General features: G+C 55.9%; 15 protein-coding genes. 4 read left to right on the forward strand and 11 right to left on the reverse strand.

Going from position 1 to position 15,787, the window contains the following annotated elements; translation table 11 throughout:
• The first annotated feature begins 120 nt into the window (after positions 1-120).
• Positions 121-1,626, forward strand: a complete 1,506-nt coding sequence (gene glpD / locus SOM48_RS00505) for a glycerol-3-phosphate dehydrogenase (protein ID WP_320511214.1) — start codon at positions 121-123, stop codon at positions 1,624-1,626.
• A 51-nt stretch (positions 1,627-1,677) separates the two neighbouring features.
• On the opposite strand, the gene gntU is transcribed toward glpD, so the two are convergent.
• The 5 genes from gntU to SOM48_RS00530 all read right to left on the reverse strand — a co-directional run bounded on the left by gntU (position 1,678) and on the right by SOM48_RS00530 (position 6,640).
• Positions 1,678-3,018, reverse strand: a complete 1,341-nt coding sequence (gene gntU / locus SOM48_RS00510; protein ID WP_023481953.1) for a gluconate transporter — start codon at positions 3,016-3,018, stop codon at positions 1,678-1,680.
• On the reverse strand, positions 3,015-3,548 hold the full coding sequence (gene gntK, locus SOM48_RS00515; protein ID WP_320511215.1) for a gluconokinase: 534 nt from the start codon (positions 3,546-3,548) through the stop codon (positions 3,015-3,017). Before gntK ends, gntU begins: the two co-directional genes overlap by 4 nt.
• 136 nt (positions 3,549-3,684) lie before the next feature.
• Positions 3,685-4,680 (reverse strand): gluconate operon transcriptional repressor GntR, encoded by a 996-nt coding sequence (gntR, locus tag SOM48_RS00520; protein WP_042712859.1) that lies wholly within the window; start codon positions 4,678-4,680, stop codon positions 3,685-3,687.
• Between the two features lie 104 nt (positions 4,681-4,784).
• Positions 4,785-5,480 carry a pirin family protein gene (locus SOM48_RS00525; protein WP_023482050.1) on the reverse strand — a complete coding sequence of 232 codons (696 nt, stop codon included), beginning with the start codon at positions 5,478-5,480 and terminating at the stop codon, positions 4,785-4,787.
• A 122-nt stretch (positions 5,481-5,602) separates the two neighbouring features.
• Positions 5,603-6,640, reverse strand: a complete 1,038-nt coding sequence (locus tag SOM48_RS00530) for an oxidoreductase (RefSeq protein WP_320511216.1) — start codon at positions 6,638-6,640, stop codon at positions 5,603-5,605.
• A 237-nt stretch (positions 6,641-6,877) separates the two neighbouring features.
• On the opposite strand from SOM48_RS00530, the gene SOM48_RS00535 reads away from it, so the two are divergent.
• Both SOM48_RS00535 and yhhY read left to right on the forward strand, forming a co-directional pair.
• The gene (locus SOM48_RS00535; protein WP_076769384.1) at positions 6,878-7,486 is read left to right on the forward strand and encodes a bactofilin family protein; all 609 of its coding nucleotides are present in this window, start codon (positions 6,878-6,880) and stop codon (positions 7,484-7,486) included.
• Positions 7,487-7,703: 217 nt separating this feature from the next.
• A complete protein-coding gene (yhhY, locus tag SOM48_RS00540) occupies positions 7,704-8,195 on the forward strand; it encodes an N-acetyltransferase (RefSeq protein ID WP_128481973.1) in 492 nt (163 codons plus the stop codon).
• 35 nt (positions 8,196-8,230) lie between these two features.
• Here yhhY and ggt read toward each other — a convergent pair whose 3' ends face one another.
• Positions 8,231-9,991 (reverse strand): gamma-glutamyltransferase, encoded by a 1,761-nt coding sequence (gene ggt / locus SOM48_RS00545; protein WP_320511217.1) that lies wholly within the window; start codon positions 9,989-9,991, stop codon positions 8,231-8,233.
• Positions 9,992-10,114: 123 nt separating this feature from the next.
• Between ggt and SOM48_RS00550 the strand changes: the two genes are divergently transcribed.
• Positions 10,115-10,642, forward strand: a complete 528-nt coding sequence (locus SOM48_RS00550) for a DUF2756 family protein (RefSeq protein WP_312199537.1) — start codon at positions 10,115-10,117, stop codon at positions 10,640-10,642.
• Here the strand turns inward: SOM48_RS00550 and ugpQ are convergent.
• The 5 genes from ugpQ to ugpB all read right to left on the reverse strand — a co-directional run bounded on the left by ugpQ (position 10,639) and on the right by ugpB (position 15,594).
• Positions 10,639-11,379 (reverse strand): glycerophosphodiester phosphodiesterase, encoded by a 741-nt coding sequence (gene ugpQ / locus SOM48_RS00555; RefSeq protein ID WP_054802640.1) that lies wholly within the window; start codon positions 11,377-11,379, stop codon positions 10,639-10,641. The genes SOM48_RS00550 and ugpQ overlap by 4 nt on opposite strands.
• Positions 11,376-12,449, reverse strand: a complete 1,074-nt coding sequence (locus SOM48_RS00560) for a sn-glycerol-3-phosphate import ATP-binding protein UgpC (protein WP_312480627.1) — start codon at positions 12,447-12,449, stop codon at positions 11,376-11,378. The genes ugpQ and SOM48_RS00560 overlap by 4 nt, the downstream gene beginning before the upstream one ends.
• Before the next feature lies 1 nt (position 12,450).
• Positions 12,451-13,296: a sn-glycerol-3-phosphate ABC transporter permease UgpE gene (gene ugpE, locus SOM48_RS00565; protein WP_042717160.1), complete on the reverse strand. Its 846-nt coding sequence runs from the start codon at positions 13,294-13,296 to the stop codon at positions 12,451-12,453.
• Entirely contained in the window at positions 13,293-14,180 is an 888-nt protein-coding gene (ugpA, locus tag SOM48_RS00570; protein WP_289744844.1) for a sn-glycerol-3-phosphate ABC transporter permease UgpA, read from the reverse strand. Before ugpA ends, ugpE begins: the two co-directional genes overlap by 4 nt.
• Positions 14,181-14,277: 97 nt before the next feature.
• Positions 14,278-15,594 carry a sn-glycerol-3-phosphate ABC transporter substrate-binding protein UgpB gene (ugpB, locus tag SOM48_RS00575; RefSeq protein WP_313276093.1) on the reverse strand — a complete coding sequence of 439 codons (1,317 nt, stop codon included), beginning with the start codon at positions 15,592-15,594 and terminating at the stop codon, positions 14,278-14,280.
• Positions 15,595-15,787: the final 193 nt, after the last annotated feature.

Here is a 15,787-nt window from a genome sequence, read left to right on the forward strand (position 1 = left end):
GCCATTATGTTATGCATATCACTCTAAATTGTTTTTTTGATGTTACCAAAAGCGCGTTCCTTTGCTATTATGAGCGATATCGAACATTTTTGAGCTTTTACGAAAGTGCGTGAGGATAGCATGGAAACCAAAGATCTGATTGTGATAGGCGGGGGCATTAACGGTGCCGGTATCGCGGTTGACGCCGCAGGGCGTGGTTTATCCGTGCTCATGCTTGAGGCTCAGGATCTCGCCTGCGCGACATCCAGCAACAGCTCTAAATTGATTCACGGTGGCTTGCGCTACCTTGAACACTATGAATTCCGCCTGGTGAGCGAAGCGCTCGCCGAACGTGAAGTGCTGCTGAAAATGGCACCGCATATCGCTTTCCCGATGCGCTTCCGCCTGCCGCACCGCCCTCACCTGCGCCCGGCTTGGATGATTCGCATTGGTCTGTTTATGTACGATCACCTGGGTAAACGCACCAGCCTGCCGGCGTCGAAAGGGTTGCGATTTGGCTCAGAATCGGTGCTGAAACCGGAAATCGTGCGCGGATTCGAATATTCCGACTGCTGGGTTGATGATGCGCGCATGGTGCTGGCGAATGCGCAGATGGTTGAGCGTAAAGGCGGGAAAGTAATGACCCGTACCCGTTCCACCAGCGCGCGTCGTGAAAACGGCCTGTGGGTGGTGGAAGCGGAAGATATCGATACCGGCGAGAAATTTAGCTGGAAAGCGCGCGGTCTGGTCAACGCCACTGGCCCATGGGTGAAAGAGTTCTTTGATGACGGCATGAAACTGCCTTCGCCATACGGCATTCGCCTGATCAAAGGCAGCCACATCGTGGTGCCGCGCGCCCATGCGCAGAAGCAGGCCTATATTCTGCAAAACGAAGATAAACGTATTGTCTTTGTGATCCCGTGGATGGATGAGTTCTCCATTATTGGTACCACCGACGTTGAGTACCACGGCGACCCGAAAAACGTGAAGATCGACGAAGACGAGATCAATTACCTGCTCAATGTCTACAACGATCACTTTAAGAAACAGCTCACGCGTGAGGATATCGCCTGGACCTACTCCGGCGTGCGCCCGCTCTGCGATGACGAATCCGATTCACCGCAGGCGATCACCCGTGATTACACGCTCGATATCCATGACGAGAACGGCAAAGCGCCGCTGCTCTCTGTCTTCGGCGGGAAACTCACCACCTATCGTAAGCTGGCGGAGCATGCGCTGGAAAAACTGACGCCGTACTACAAAGGCATCGGCCCGGCATGGACCAAAGAGTGCGTTCTGCCCGGCGGCGATATCAACGGCGATCGCGAGGATTACGCAGCGAAACTGCGCCGTAAATACCCGTTCATTAGCGAATCGCTGGCGCGCCACTATGCCCGTACCTACGGTAGCAACAGTGAGCTGATTCTGTCGGGTATCACCAGCCTGGATGGCATGGGCGAGCACTTCGGTCATGAACTGTATGAAGCCGAACTGCGTTACCTGGTGGAGCATGAGTGGGTGCGTCGCCTCGACGATGCCATCTGGCGTCGTACCAAACTTGGCATGTGGCTGAGTGAAGAGGAGCAGGCGCATGTGGCTCAGTGGCTGACGCGCAATAACAAAGCGGAACTGTCGCTCGCTTCTTAAGCGTTAAGATAAAAACCCGGTGGCCTGAAACCACCGGGTTTTCTTTTGCCTTTAGCTCAGCAGCGTAAAGGCGATCATCCCGATAATCGCACCGGTGGTGCCGAGGATGGTTTCCATCATCGTCCAGGTCTTCAAGGTTTGCGCTTCTGTCGCGCCAGTAAAGCGGCCATAGAGCCAGAAACCGGCATCATTCACATGGCTCACCACAATCGAACCGCCCGCGATACAGATGGAGAGTGCCGCCATCTGCGCGCCGTTGAAGTGCAGCTGTTCAATAACCGGCATTACCAGACCGACTGCGGTCAGACAGGCGACCGTTGCGGACCCCTGGATAATGCGCACCGCCGCTGCCAGCACGAAACAGGTCAGGGCAATCGGTAGACCCATGCCGGTTAACGCTTCACCGAGCGCTGGGCCAACGCCGGAATCGACCAGCACCTGTTTGAAGACGCCGCCCGCACCAATCACCAGCAGAATAATCCCCGCCGGTTGTAGCGCCTGGCCGCAAATCTCCATTACGCGATCTTTTGCCATTCCCTGACGCACTGCCAGACCATAAATCGCTACCAGACAGGCAACCAGAATGGCGGTGAAGGGGTGACCGATAAACTCCAACCATTGATAGAGCGTGCTGTCTTGCGCTACGAAACGCGCGGCGATGGTTTTCATCCCCACCAGCACCAGCGGCAACAGGATCAGCGCGAGGCTGAAGCCAAACGACGGCATTTTGCCTTCGCCGAGATGCGGCTCGCTAACATCGTCCGGAATATGCAACTCAACGTGGCGGCTAATAAAGTTGCCCCACAGCGGCCCGGCGACCAGCATGCCCGGGATCGCAGCGCAGAGGCCAATCAGGATCATCCAGCCGAAATCTGCATGCATCTGCGAGGCGAGCAGCATCGGCGCAGGCCCCGGCAGCAGAAATGCCGCCGCTGCCGCAACGCCTGCGAACAGCGGGATAACCAGTTTGACCAGGTTAGTGCCGGTGTGGCGCGCCATGGAGAAGGCAACGCTTATCAGCAGGACAATCGCCACTTCGAAGAAGAGCGGCAGGGCACAAATCAGCCCGGCGAGGCCAATCGCATAGTGCGCGCGGCTGTGCCCGAAGGAGTTAAGCATTTTGACGGCGATTTGGTCCACCGCACCGGTCTCATGCAGGATTTTGCCGAACATCGCGCCGAGTGCGACCACAATGGCGAGGAACCCGAGCGTACCGCCCATCCCCTTTTCCATGGTCTGCGCAATTTTCGTTAGCGGCATACCGGAGAAAAGCCCGGCACCAATCGAGACCACCATCAGCGCAACGAAAGCGTGCATTCTCGCTTTCATCACTAAAAACAGCAGCAGTAAAACAGAACCGACTGCGGTTAATACCAGCGTTAATGTACTCACTGCTCACGGCCTTTGGTTATCACTTCAATGGTGCTGGCGACCACGCCATCAAGCGGTTGGTCAATGTTCACCACAAGCACATCGCTTTCATCTTCGCCCGGCTCCTGCAGCGTTTCGAACTGGGTGACCAGCATCTGCGTTTTGAAGAAGTGGCCTTTACGCGCTTTCAGGCGGCTTTCGATAACATCGAATTCGCCCTTCAGGTAGATAAAGGAGAGGTTAGGATTACCGGCGCGCAGCTGGTCGCGGTAGTGCTTTTTCAGCGCCGAGCAGACGATTAGCGACACTTTGTTGGTGCGCTGCATAGCGAAGGCAGCATCGTTCAGCGCCTGCAACCACGGCTTGCGGTCGTCGTCATTCAGCGGCTCGCCGGAGGCCATCTTGTTGATGTTGCTCCGCGGATGGAGAAAGTCGCCGTCGAGAAACGCGGCTTTAAGCTGATACGCGACTTCGCTGGCAACCGCTGATTTGCCGCTGCCTGAAACGCCCATCAGAACGAAAACATGGTGATCAAGGTTTGTTGTGCTCAAAGGGAAGCCCCCACGGGTGCAAGAGTGATTGTTACGGGTAACTGTTATCGGTAACATTGTCCTGCCGCGATCCCAGAGAAGCAATATCCACAGCGGTCAGAGATAAATAAGTGTGAGCTACTTCAAATTTGTCAGACTAAATAGATCCACCCGGTGACAAAGTGAAACCTAAATCTAACATTTTTGGCGTAACTGCTTCACCACGGATACGCGCCAGTAGCCGTTCCGCACCGATGCGCCCCATGCGCTCACGCGGCGTCAGCACGCTTGCCAGTCGCGGCTCCATCACCTGACCGATGTCATGCCCGTGGAACCCGGCAATCGCCATATCTTGTGGGATCTTCAGCCCCAGGCGCTGGCACTCAAACGCGGCGCCAACAGCAAGGTCATCGTTAGTACAGAAGATCCCATCAAGCTGCGGATACTCGCGGCGCGCCTGACGCATCAACTCAATGCCGGCGGTATAAGAGGAGGATTGTTCCACCATCACACTGTACGGCGTCAGCCCCGCATCCAGCATCGCCTGCTCGTACCCCTTCTGTTTGATGATAGTACGTTCATCCAGACGTGCACCGAGATAGGCAACGCGACGATGGCCGCGCGCAAGAATGGCGGCGGTAATTTGCCTGGCGGCCTCAAAGTTATCAAAGCCAACGGCGATATCGAGGCAGGGAGATTTGCTGTCCATCAATTCCACAACCGGAATGCCCGCCACTTCGATCATTTTCAACGTGCGCGGCGTGTGGGTGCGTTCGGTGAGGATCAGTCCATCGATGTTCCAGGAGAGCATCGACTCCAGCCGCTCCTCCTCCATTTCCGCTTTGTAGCCATAGTGCGCCAGCATGGTTTGATAACCGTGCGCGTCGGTGACGCTTTCAATGCCGCGAAGCACTTCAGCGAAGACCTGGTTCGTCAAAGAGGGGAGAAGCACGCCAATGGCGCGGCTGGTGGCGTTGGAGAGAATATCGGGTGCGCGGTTGGGGATATAGCCCAGTTCATCAAGGACAGCGGCGATTTTGCCCCGTAAAGCGACGGAAACCTGTTCCGGGTTACGCAAAAAACGGCTGACCGTCATTTTGGTCACGCCTACGCGATCGGCCACATCCTGTAGTACGGGTCTTTTCTTTTTCATCGCCCTGATAATTTACGCAAAAGAGAGGGGTGCGCAGTTTATCACGGACAATGCGCAATCCTGCGGTCAAAAACCCCAGGATTGCGCGATTTATTTACGCCATATCACACCGGCGGCAGATCGAAGAGCAGGATTTCGCTATCGCTGTCGGCATGCACCGAGATCGCCTGCTCATCCCAGATTGCAAGACCATCGCTGGTGGTCGCTTTGGTGCCATTAATGGTGACTTCACCTTTTACGACCTGGATCCAGACGCGGCGTTCGGCGGCGATCTGATGCACAGACTGCTCATCTTTCAGCAGCGCCCAGCGGTAAAGCTCCATATCCTGATGCACTTTCAGCGAACCGTCGCGGGCGTCCGGCGAAAGCACCAGCTGTTTGCCCTGCGTAGCGTCAAAGCGGCGCTGCTCGTAGCGCGGCTCGATACCGTTAGTTTCCGGAATGATCCAGATTTGATACAGGCGCAGACGATCGGTTTTGCTCGGGTTGTACTCAGAGTGGCGTACTCCGGTACCGGCGCTCATGATCTGGAATTCACCCGCCGGAACCTGCTCTTTGTTACCCATACTGTCCTGATGCTCTACCGCACCTTCCAGGACATAAGTCAGGATTTCCATGTCTTTATGCGGATGGGTCCCGAAGCCCTGCCCCGCATCGATAACATCATCGTTAATCACGCGCAGCGCTGAAAAACCCATGAAGTTCGGATCGTAATAGTTAGCAAACGAGAAGGTGTGCCAGGAGTCCAGCCAGCCATGGTTAGCGTGACCGCGGTCATTTGCTTTGCGTAAGAAAATCATCTTGTTTACCCCGTCTGTTTTCGATGGGGTAAGTGTGGACGCAATCATTGCCCAATCATAGAGGGTGAAAATTGACTCCTCTGTTCAAAAAAAGTGAACAAGCGCAGAGGAGCCATTCAGCCTTAGTTGGCGAGGGTTATCGTGGCAGGTGACGCCTGCTCAAACGCGCGTTCCAGCAGCTCAAGGTTGGTAAGAATGTCAGTTTCCTTGACGTAATTTTCCGCGCCGTTCGTCAGCGTTTCATAGAGCGCATCATAGACGCGTCCGTAGTCGCCCGGCTCGGGCGTAATCTCTTCACGCACCGTTTCGCCCGCCTCGTTGACATACTCGAGAATGCCCACGCTGTCGTCTGCGGCAAAGCCCGCGTCGCCCGGCATGATATTCGCCTTCAGGCTGGTCTCCTGCTGATCGACGCCATATTTAACGAACGAGCCTTTACGACCATGAACGATAAATTTCGGGTAATCGATTTTGACCAGATGGCTGGTTTTCACAATCGCTTTCAGATCGCCATAGAAGAGTTGTGCTTCAAACGTATCGTCAGGGTTGGCTTTGTTGCGCAGGCTGCGAATGTCGTACGCGGCGTGATCCGGGCGGCCAAACAGCGAGATAATTTGATCCATGGTGTGCACGCCGAGGCCATAAAACGAGCCATCCTGCGGCAGACCCGGCTTGCTTTCCGCTTCCGGGCGGTAGTAGTCAAAATGACTTTCGATCTCGACGATCTCACCCAGTTTGCCGCTCTCAATCACCTTTTTGGTGGTGAGGAAGCAGGAGTCAAAACGGCGGTTCTGATACGGCGTCACCGTCAGGCCTTTGCTTTTCGCCAGCTCAAATAGCGTGATCGCTTCAGCCATGGTCGGCGTGAAAGGCTTCTCGACCAGCACGTTTTTACCCGCTTCCAGCGCGCGTTTTGCATAGTCGAAATGGCTATCGGCATGGGTACAGACGATCACCAGCTTGACCTGCGGATCGTTAAGCACTTCGTCCAGATCGCTGGTGAAGTGGATGTGCTGATAGTCGGGGTGTTGCTCCTCTGGCTTCGGATGGCGGCGGAAGATGTGCGCCACGTGCCAGCTGGCTTTACGGTTGAGAACATAAGGCAGGTGATAACGGGTGGTGCTTTTACCAAATCCAATAAATGCGCAATGTAGAGTCATCGTGTCGTCCTTTGCAGAATATCTCTCTTTACCTTAGACCAGGCGCGGCGAGAGCTAAAACCAGAAGCTTCTATTTATCGATTATTGTTATGTTTTTAAGCCATTTATAAATTCCGATTTTTCTTCCGCGCTCTTGATCGCCACCCCTAATTCCCGCATAAAACACGCGGCAATATCCTTTTGCCCCTTTCATAAGTCAGAAGCACCCACCACGCAGGGAGTTGCGCGCAATACAGCATGGATAAGCACTACTGGTATTTAAATCTCGCTCTTGCTTTTTGGGCCTTCGCGCTGGGGAGCTGGTGCATTGACGCACGGCTCTGGGCACTGGTTGCGGCATCGCTAACGCTTCTCGGCTTCTTCTTACACTTTGTACAACATCAGGTTAACGCTATGTTTGGTAAAGAGAAAACCCCAAAAACGCCCCCACTACAACCGATTGCAGCCTCACTGATTAACGAAAAGGAGACGCTGCGCGATGAGAAGCAGAACACGGTTGTCGCCAGCGGCACCAACTTTGTCGGCAACATTACCTCGAACGGGCAAGTGCATATTTACGGCACGCTTACCGGCAATATCGAAGCGAAAGACAACATTATTCGCATCATGCGTAATGGCGTGGTTGAAGGTAACCTCTCCTGTCGCGAACTGTTTATTGATGGCACGGTGAACGGCGAGTGCAGCAGCGAAACGCTGAATATCGAAGAGAATGGCAACATCAATGGCACGCTGACCTACAGCGCGCTGACCATCAAGAAAGGCGGCACCTTCTCAGGCCAGGCAAAACTCACCGCGCCAGTAGCAAAATTAAGCGTTGAGAAAGAGAAGAAGCGAGCCGCTGAATAGCAGGTAAAAAAAAGCCAGCACCCGGCTGGCTAAGAAATACTGGAAGCAATGTGAGCAATGTCGTGCTTTCAGGATTACCGTACGGTTTCCCTGAACGCATGGCAATAATAATCATTATCATTCGCACTTGTCTACCCCCTGTGACAAAAAATGGCAGTTGACGCTTCGCCTGAAAGACCGGAATGTGAAAGCTAACCCAACCAACAGGAGAAGCAGGATGAGCGAGATAGTGATACGCCACGCTGAAATGCACGATGTCGAACCGTTACGACAGATTTACGCGCAGCCCGAGGTGTATCAAAACCTACTCCAGCTACCTCATCCCTCTTCCGACCACTGGCATAAACGCCTGACGCCGCAGCCGGGCCGCCGGGATCTGATTGCCACGCTTGATGAGCGGGTAGCGGGCCATCTCGGTTTAATGGTCGAGCAGAACCCGCGTCGCAGCCACGTCGCCAGCTTTGGCATTATGGTTGCGCCGCAGTTTCAAAACCGCGGCGTCGCCAGCACGTTAATCAACGAGATGGTGCAATTGTGCGATAACTGGCTGCGCATCGACCGCATTGAGTTGTCGGTTTTCGCCGATAACGCGCCGGCGCTGGCAGTCTATCGCAAGTTTGGTTTTGAAGTGGAAGGCACGGCGAAGCGTCATGCGCTGCGTAACGGCGAGTATGTCGATTCGTACTATATGGCGCGAATGAAGGGCTAAAAGATCCCTCTCCCGGCCGGGAGAGGGAAATTGCTTTAATATCCTGCGGTTAAATCATCTACCGAACGCGGATCGGACGCACCATACAGCGTGCCATCCGGCCCAACCATAATGCTCTGCGTACTCCCCATTGAAGCTTTCACGGCGACTTTCTGCCCCTTCTGCTCCAGCAGTTTCAGAGTGTCAGGGCTAAAACCCTTCTCCACGCGCAGTTCGTCCGGCAACCACTGATGATGGAAGCGCGGCGCATTGGTCGCTTCGGCAACGTTCATTCCATAATCGATGGTGTTCACTACCATTTGCAGCACAGTAGTGATAATCCGGCTGCCGCCAGGGCTACCGGTGACCAGCCAGGTTTTACCATCTTTCAGCACAATGGTTGGCGACATGGATGAGAGCGGACGTTTACCCGGCCCGATAGCATTCGCATCGCCACCCACCAGGCCATAAACATTTGGCACGCCCGGTTTGGCGGAGAAATCATCCATCTGGTTGTTCATCAGAATGCCGGTATTGCCGGCCACAATGCCGCTGCCAAACACGGTGTTCAGCGTATAGGTCACCGCTACGGCATTCCCCTCTTTATCCACCACCGAGAAGTGCGTGGTCTGGTTACTCTCGTAAGGTTCCAGCTTGCCGGGGCGGATCTGGCTGGAGGGGCGCGCTTTATTGACATCAATCTGTTCAGCAATCGATTTGGCGTACGCTTTGCTGGTCAGCGCCTGCCACGGCACTTTCACAAAATCGGGGTCGCCAAGGTATTCAGAGCGGTCGGCGTAGGCATACTTTTCCGCCTCCGCCATTACCTGCATCGCATCCGCGCTGCCGAAGCCATATTTCGCCAGGTCGAAATTCTCCAGGATGTTGAGGATCTGAATGATATGGATCCCGCCAGAGGATGGCGGCGGCATGGAGTAGACCTGATAACCGCGGTAGTCGCCGCTCACCGGCGTACGCTCAACGGCTTTATAATTTGCCAGATCCTCTTTGGTGATCAGCCCGCCGTTTTTGCTCATCTCCTGGGCGATCTGCTCTGCCGTTGTGCCTTTATAGAAACCATCTGGCCCCTTTTCAGCAATCAGCTCAAGGCTCTTCGCGAGGTTGGCTTGCACCAGCTTGTCACCCTTCTTCAGCGGCTGACCCTCTTTCCAGAAGATCGCCTTACTGGTGTCGTGGTTCGGCAGCACTTCACTGCCGTAGGTTTTGAGATCGTCCGCCAGCGCATCGTTAACCGTGAAGCCCTGCTTCGCCAGTTTGATGGCAGGCTGCACCACCTTTTTCAGCGGCAGCGAGCCGTACTTCTCCAGCGCCAGCGAGAAGCCGGCGACCGTGCCGGGCGTACCGGAAGCGAGATGGGAGGTCAGGGATTTTTTACTGTCCGGGTTGCCCTGCTCATCAAGGAACATATCGCGCGTGGCGGCTGCAGGCGCCATTTCGCGGAAATCGATCGCCGTGACCTTGCCCTCTTTGGTGCGGATCATCATAAACCCGCCACCGCCCAGGTTGCCCGCCTGCGGATGGGTCACCGCCAGCGCATAACCTACCGCGACCGCCGCATCGACCGCATTACCGCCCTCTTTGAGGATCTCCACACCCACGCGGGTCGCGGCTTCATCTACCGAGGCCACCATCCCCTGATGGGCTACTACCGGATGAAAGACATCGGCTTCTACCCCATACGAAACGGGGGCTAGCGCGGGTGCCTGAGCAGGCGGCGGCGCAGCGCCGACACTGAAACATGCTCCCGCCGTCAGCGCGGCGATTGCCGCCCAACGCGCAAACTGCTGTTTAATCATCGTCGTTCTCCACAAAGAAGGGCTACAGTTCCCGCTTAAGTCTGGTTCACAATGCGCAAAAAATCATGGTCATGCAGGAATGCGACTAAACTTAGGGGCAGGCCTCAACGGGAGGAGATGAGAATGAAACGCCTTGTAATTGTGGCAGCCCTGCTGCCGTTTACCGCTTTCGCACAGCCGCTTAACCCGACAAATAACCCGAATCAACCGGGGTATGTCGTGCCAAGCCAGCAGCGGATGCAGACGCAAATGCTTAACCAACAACAGCAGCAGCAAGGGTTACTGAAACAGCAGCAGCAGACGCAGAGCCGCCAGCAGCAGCAGAACCTGCAAATGCAGATGAACGATAATTCACAGCGAATAAGGCAGGCTCAGCCGGGGGAGCTCGACCCCGCCCACCAGCAAGTGCTCCCCAACAGCAACGGCGGGATGTTAAGCCAGGGCAGCAGTAGCGGTGGCGGGATGCTCAGCCAGCCGGGTAGTAACGACGCAGGAGCGTTAAGCCAGAGCAGCAATAATGGCGGCAGCGGGATGTTACATCCGCAAAACAGCGCCAGCGGTTCGACCCTGCAGCAGCCGCATATGCTGCCGCAGACCCAAACGCAAAGTGGCGGCATGCTGCACAGCACACCGCAAACCCCTACGCCTTAAGCGCCAAAGTGGGGCCCGATAGCGTCAATATTATCCGTACAGATGCAATCGACGCCCCACGCCAGCAACTCCGCCGCACGCGCCGGCTGATTCACCGTATAAACCAGAATGCGCAGGCCGGCGTCGCGCAGCATGCAGACGCGCGCTTCATCAAGCAATTTGTGGTTGAGATGAATAGAGGTGCAGGCCAGGCGGTCAGTCACCTCCTGCCAGTCATCGCGCCAGGCATCCAGCAGCAGACCGCGCGGCAGTTCCGGCGCAGCCTGTTGCGCCGCTTCCAGTGCATCGATCTCAAACGACGAGAGCAGCGGCGGGGTCATCTCTGACCACAACTCGCGGGCAGCAAGCGCAACAGCTTTGCCCGTCAGCGGGCCGGTGCCGGTCGTCGGTTTGATTTCAATATTCGCCATCATGCCATGCTGCTGGCAGCGCTGCGCCACCTCCGCCAGCAGCGGCAACGTCTCGCCTTTAAACTCGCCGCTGTACCAGCTCCCGGCATCGACTTTCAGCAGATCGCTCCACGCCAGCTCGCCCGCCACGCCCCAGCCATTGCTGGTACGCTCCAGGTTGTCGTCATGCAGCAGGAAGATCTGCCCATCTTTTGATAATTTGGCGTCAAATTCGATCATTGTGTGGCCATATCTGGCGCCGACATCGATCGCTGCAAGGGTGTTTTCCGGAGCCAGTTTTCCACCGCCGCGATGGGCAACGATGCGGGGATAGGGCCAGTTATTCATACGCGTTGTCCTGTTTCACCATCGAATAAGTGCAGGTGATGTTCCGCCAGATGCAGCCACAGCGTGCTGCCGGGTGCCGGGCGCTCCTGATGCGACAGACGCGCCACCAGTTTCTGCTCACCCCAGCGGCCATGGGCCAGATTATCCGCCCCGAGCATCTCCAGCGTATCCATCACCAGCGGTACGCCGCCTGCGGCTTGTGAGCTTAACGCAATATGTTCCGGGCGGATACCCAGCGTCATTTTCCGCCCGGCATAACCGCGATAGTGCCAGTTAATCGGCAATGCCATGCCGCTTGCCAGCTCAAAGTGCGTACCAGTCTGGCTGATATGCCCATCGAGTAAATTCATCGCCGGGCTGCCGATAAAGCTCGCGACAAAACGGCTGGCGGGCTTTTCATACACCTCAACTGGCGTACCGATCTGCTCGGCGACGCCTTTATTCATCACCATCACGCGCTGCGCCAGCGTCATCGCTTCCACCTGATCGTGGGTGACATAAAGCGAGGTGGTGTTAAGGCGGCGATGCAGCTGCTGCAACTCAAGGCGCATCTGCACGCGCAGCTTGGCATCAAGGTTAGAGAGTGGCTCATCAAACAGGAAAACCGCCGGATCGCGCACAATCGCGCGGCCCATCGCCACGCGCTGGCGCTGACCGCCCGAAAGCTCACGCGGTCGACGCTTCAGCAGGCTTTCAAGCTCGAGAATACGCGCCGCTTCCGCCACGCGTCCGGCAATATGTGCTTTGCCCATACCGCGGATTTTCAGCCCCCAAGCCATGTTCTCCTCCACGCTCATGTGTGGATAAAGTGCATAGTTCTGGAACACCATCGCGATGCCGCGATCTTTTGGCTCCTTCTCCGTGACGCGCTGGCGGTCAATCCAGATATCGCCGCCGGAGACGCGCTCCAGCCCGGCAACCATGCGCAGCAGCGTCGACTTTCCGCAGCCCGATGGGCCAACCATGACAATAAATTCGCCGTCGGCCACATCCAGCGTCAGCGGCTCAATCACCTGAGTTTTCCCGCCGTCCCAACTTTTTGTCACTGCCTGTAATTTTAGAGATGACATCTTATTTCTCACTGTCGACCAGACCGCGCACAAAGGCGCGCTGCATGGTTAAAACGATAACAACCGGGGGGATCAGCGTCAGCAGCATCGCGGCCATCACCTGGTTCCACTGCGTCGTACCCTCACCGCTCGACATCATCCCTTTAACGCCCGCCACGGCGGTGCCGAGGTTGACGTCGCTGATAATCAACAGCGGCCATAAATACTGGTTCCAGCCGTAGATAAAGGTGATGACGAACAGCGCCGCAAGATTGGTGCGCGACAGCGGCAGCACAATGTCGCGGAAAAAGCGCATTGGCGAGGCGCCATCAATGCGCGCGGCTTCGATTAGTTCATCCGGCAGCGTCATAAAGAACTGACGAAAGAGAAAAGTCGCGGTAGCAGAGGCCATCAGTGGCAAAGTCAGGCCGGTATAGCTGTCGAGCATCTTAAGGTTGGCGATCACTTCCACCGTCGGGAAGATGCGCACCTCTACTGGCAGCATCAAGGTACTGAAGATCATCCAGAAGAAGAGGTTTCGCAGCGGAAAACGAAACCAGACGATGGCGAAGGCCGAGAGGATCGAAACTGAGATTTTCCCTACGGTTATCACCAGCGCCATGATGAAACTGTTAGTCAGCATCAGCCAGAAGGGCGCGCTGTGGGGACCGACGCCGTTAACCCAAATCGCGCGCAGGTTCTCCCACAGATGGCCGCCGGGGATCAGCGTCATCGGCGTGTCGTATACCGCGTTGTTATCAAGCGTGGCAGTGACAAACGCGACGTAGAGCGGAAACAGCACCACCGCAACGCCTAAGATAAGCATGATATGGCTGAACAGCGTCAGCCCTGGGCGGTTCTCAATCATTGGTAGCGCACCTTACTTTCGACATAACGGAACTGCACCACCGTCAGCACAATCACCAGCACCATCAGGATCACCGACTGCGCCGCAGAGGCGGAGAGATCCAGCCCGGCAAACCCTTCGCGGTAAATCTTATAAATCAGCGTGGTGGTTGCCTGCACCGGGCCACCGGCGGTCGCCGCATCGATAACCGGGAACGTATCGAAGAAGGCGTAGACGAGGTTGACCACCAGCAGAAAGAAGCTCACGGGTGCGATCAGCGGCAGTGAAAGCTTGAAGAAACGGCGAATAGGTCCTGCGCCATCAATGGCGGCGGCTTCCACCAGCGAGCGGGGAATCGACTGCAACGCGGCGAAGAAGAAGAGGAAGTTGTAGCTGATCTGCTTCCAGACCGAGGCGAACACCACCAGAAACATCGCCTGACCACTGTTTTGCGCATGGTTCCAGTCATAGCCGAACTGCTCAAGGAAGTGCGTAATCAACCCGCGTCCGGGATTGAAAAGAAAGATCCACAATACCGCGGCAACAGCAGGTGCCACGGCGTAGGGCAGCAGCATCAACGTCTGGTAGATGCGGCTGCCGCGCACCACGTTATCCACCAGCGCGGCAAAGAACAGCGAGACAAACAGGCCGCTGAAGGTGACCATCGCGCTAAAACGGATCGTCGTCCAGAAGGCGTCGAGGTAGTAGCTGTCATGAAACAGCGCGGTGAAGTTATCCAGCCCGACAAACTGGCTAGAGAGACCAAAGGGATCGACGCTCTGCACGGAGTACCACAGCGCTTCGCCCGCAGGCCAGAGAAAGAAAATCACTGTAATCGCCAGCTGCGGCGCGACGAGCAGATAGGGTAGCCAGCGTGAACGAAACACCGGACGGGATGCGGACATAGCAAGACTCTTTTTGAAAATGCCGGGGGGCGGCGACGCGATAGATTGACCGATTTACAGGCCGGACAAGCGCTGCGCTTATCCGGCCCTTAGTACATTAAGACTTGGTCGACTGCTGGAAGCGGCGCAGCAACTGGTTACCGCGCTCAACCGCAGAGTCCAGCGCCTGTTGCGGGGTCTTCTTACCGGTCCACACGCTCTCCAGCTCTTCATCAAGCACGGTGCGGATCTGCGGCATATTGCCCAGACGCAGCCCTTTGGTGAAGGCCAACGGCGGCTTGTTCAGCATCTGGCGCGTGGCGATATCCGCCCCCGGGTTTTTGTCATAGAAACCCTGCTGACGCGTCAGATCGTACGCCGCCTTGGTGACAGGCAGATAACCGGTTTTCTGATGCCACTCGGCAGCGATTTCCGGCTTGGTCAGGAAGTCGAGGAACTGCGCCACGCCTTTGTAGGTTGCATCATCTTTGCCTTTCATTACCCACAGGCTGGCACCGCCGATAATGGCGTTTTGCGGCGCGCCTTTCACATCGGCGTCGTAGGGCATCATGCCGACACCGTAGTTAAATTTCGCATAGTGGCGAATATCCGCCAGCGAACCGGATGAGGCGGTGGTGATGGCGCAATCGCCGTTATAGAACTTCTCGGTGGATTCATCTTTACGGCCAAAGTAGCTGAATTCGCCCTTCTTATTCAGCTCTTCCAGCATGGCGATATGCTTCACCTGCTCCGGCTTGTTGAACTCCAGCACCGCATCGGTACCGTCAAAACCGTTGTTTTTAGTGGCAACCGGCAGACCGTGCCAGGCGCTAAAGTTCTCAATCTGGATCCAGCCCTGCCAGCCGCTGGCGTAGCCGCACTTCATGCCCGCCGCTTTTAGCTTCGCTGTGTAAGCCGCCAGATCCTGCCAGGTTTTTGGCGGTTGATCCGGGTTCAGACCTGCTTTTTTGAAAGCATCTTTATTGTAATAAAGCACCGGTGTGGAGCTGTTAAACGGTTGAGAGAGCAGATGCCCGGTTTTTGAATCGGTGTAGTAACCCGAAACGGTCGGCACAAACTGGCTTTCGTCAAAGGTGATACCCGCATCTTTAAAGACCTCGTAAACCGGCTTGATCGCTTTAGAGGCCATCATCGTTGCGGTGCCAACCTCGTAAACCTGCAGCAGCGCTGGCGCATTGCCGGTGCGGAAGGCGGCAATGCCCGCGCTCAGGTTCTGCTCGTAGTTGCCTTTATAGACCGGAACGATTTTGTAGTCAGGGTGGGTATCATTAAAACGTTGCGCCAGGGAGTCGACCTCTTTGCCTAACTCGCCTTCCATGGAGTGCCAGAACGGGATAGTGGTTACGGCCATGGCATTGCCAGCAAAAACAAATCCCAGCGCCAGACCCAAAGCTGTATGTCGTAACGTCGTCATTATGCTCTCTCTTGTTATACGGGATGCGCGATATCACGCGTTTTGTGCTCGCGAGGTAACATGACACGCTCGAATGACAGAAAAATAACTTTTTAATTACAAAAGCATGACAGCCAGGCGTCAGGCAGATGTCGGGCAAGTGATGGAAAGATGAAGGAAAAATGGCGGTTTAGACAAAGGGCTTCCCGGCGAA

This window comes from Kosakonia sp. CFBP8986 (assembly GCF_034044935.1).
In the GTDB taxonomy this organism is placed as follows: domain Bacteria; phylum Pseudomonadota; class Gammaproteobacteria; order Enterobacterales; family Enterobacteriaceae; genus Kosakonia; species Kosakonia cowanii.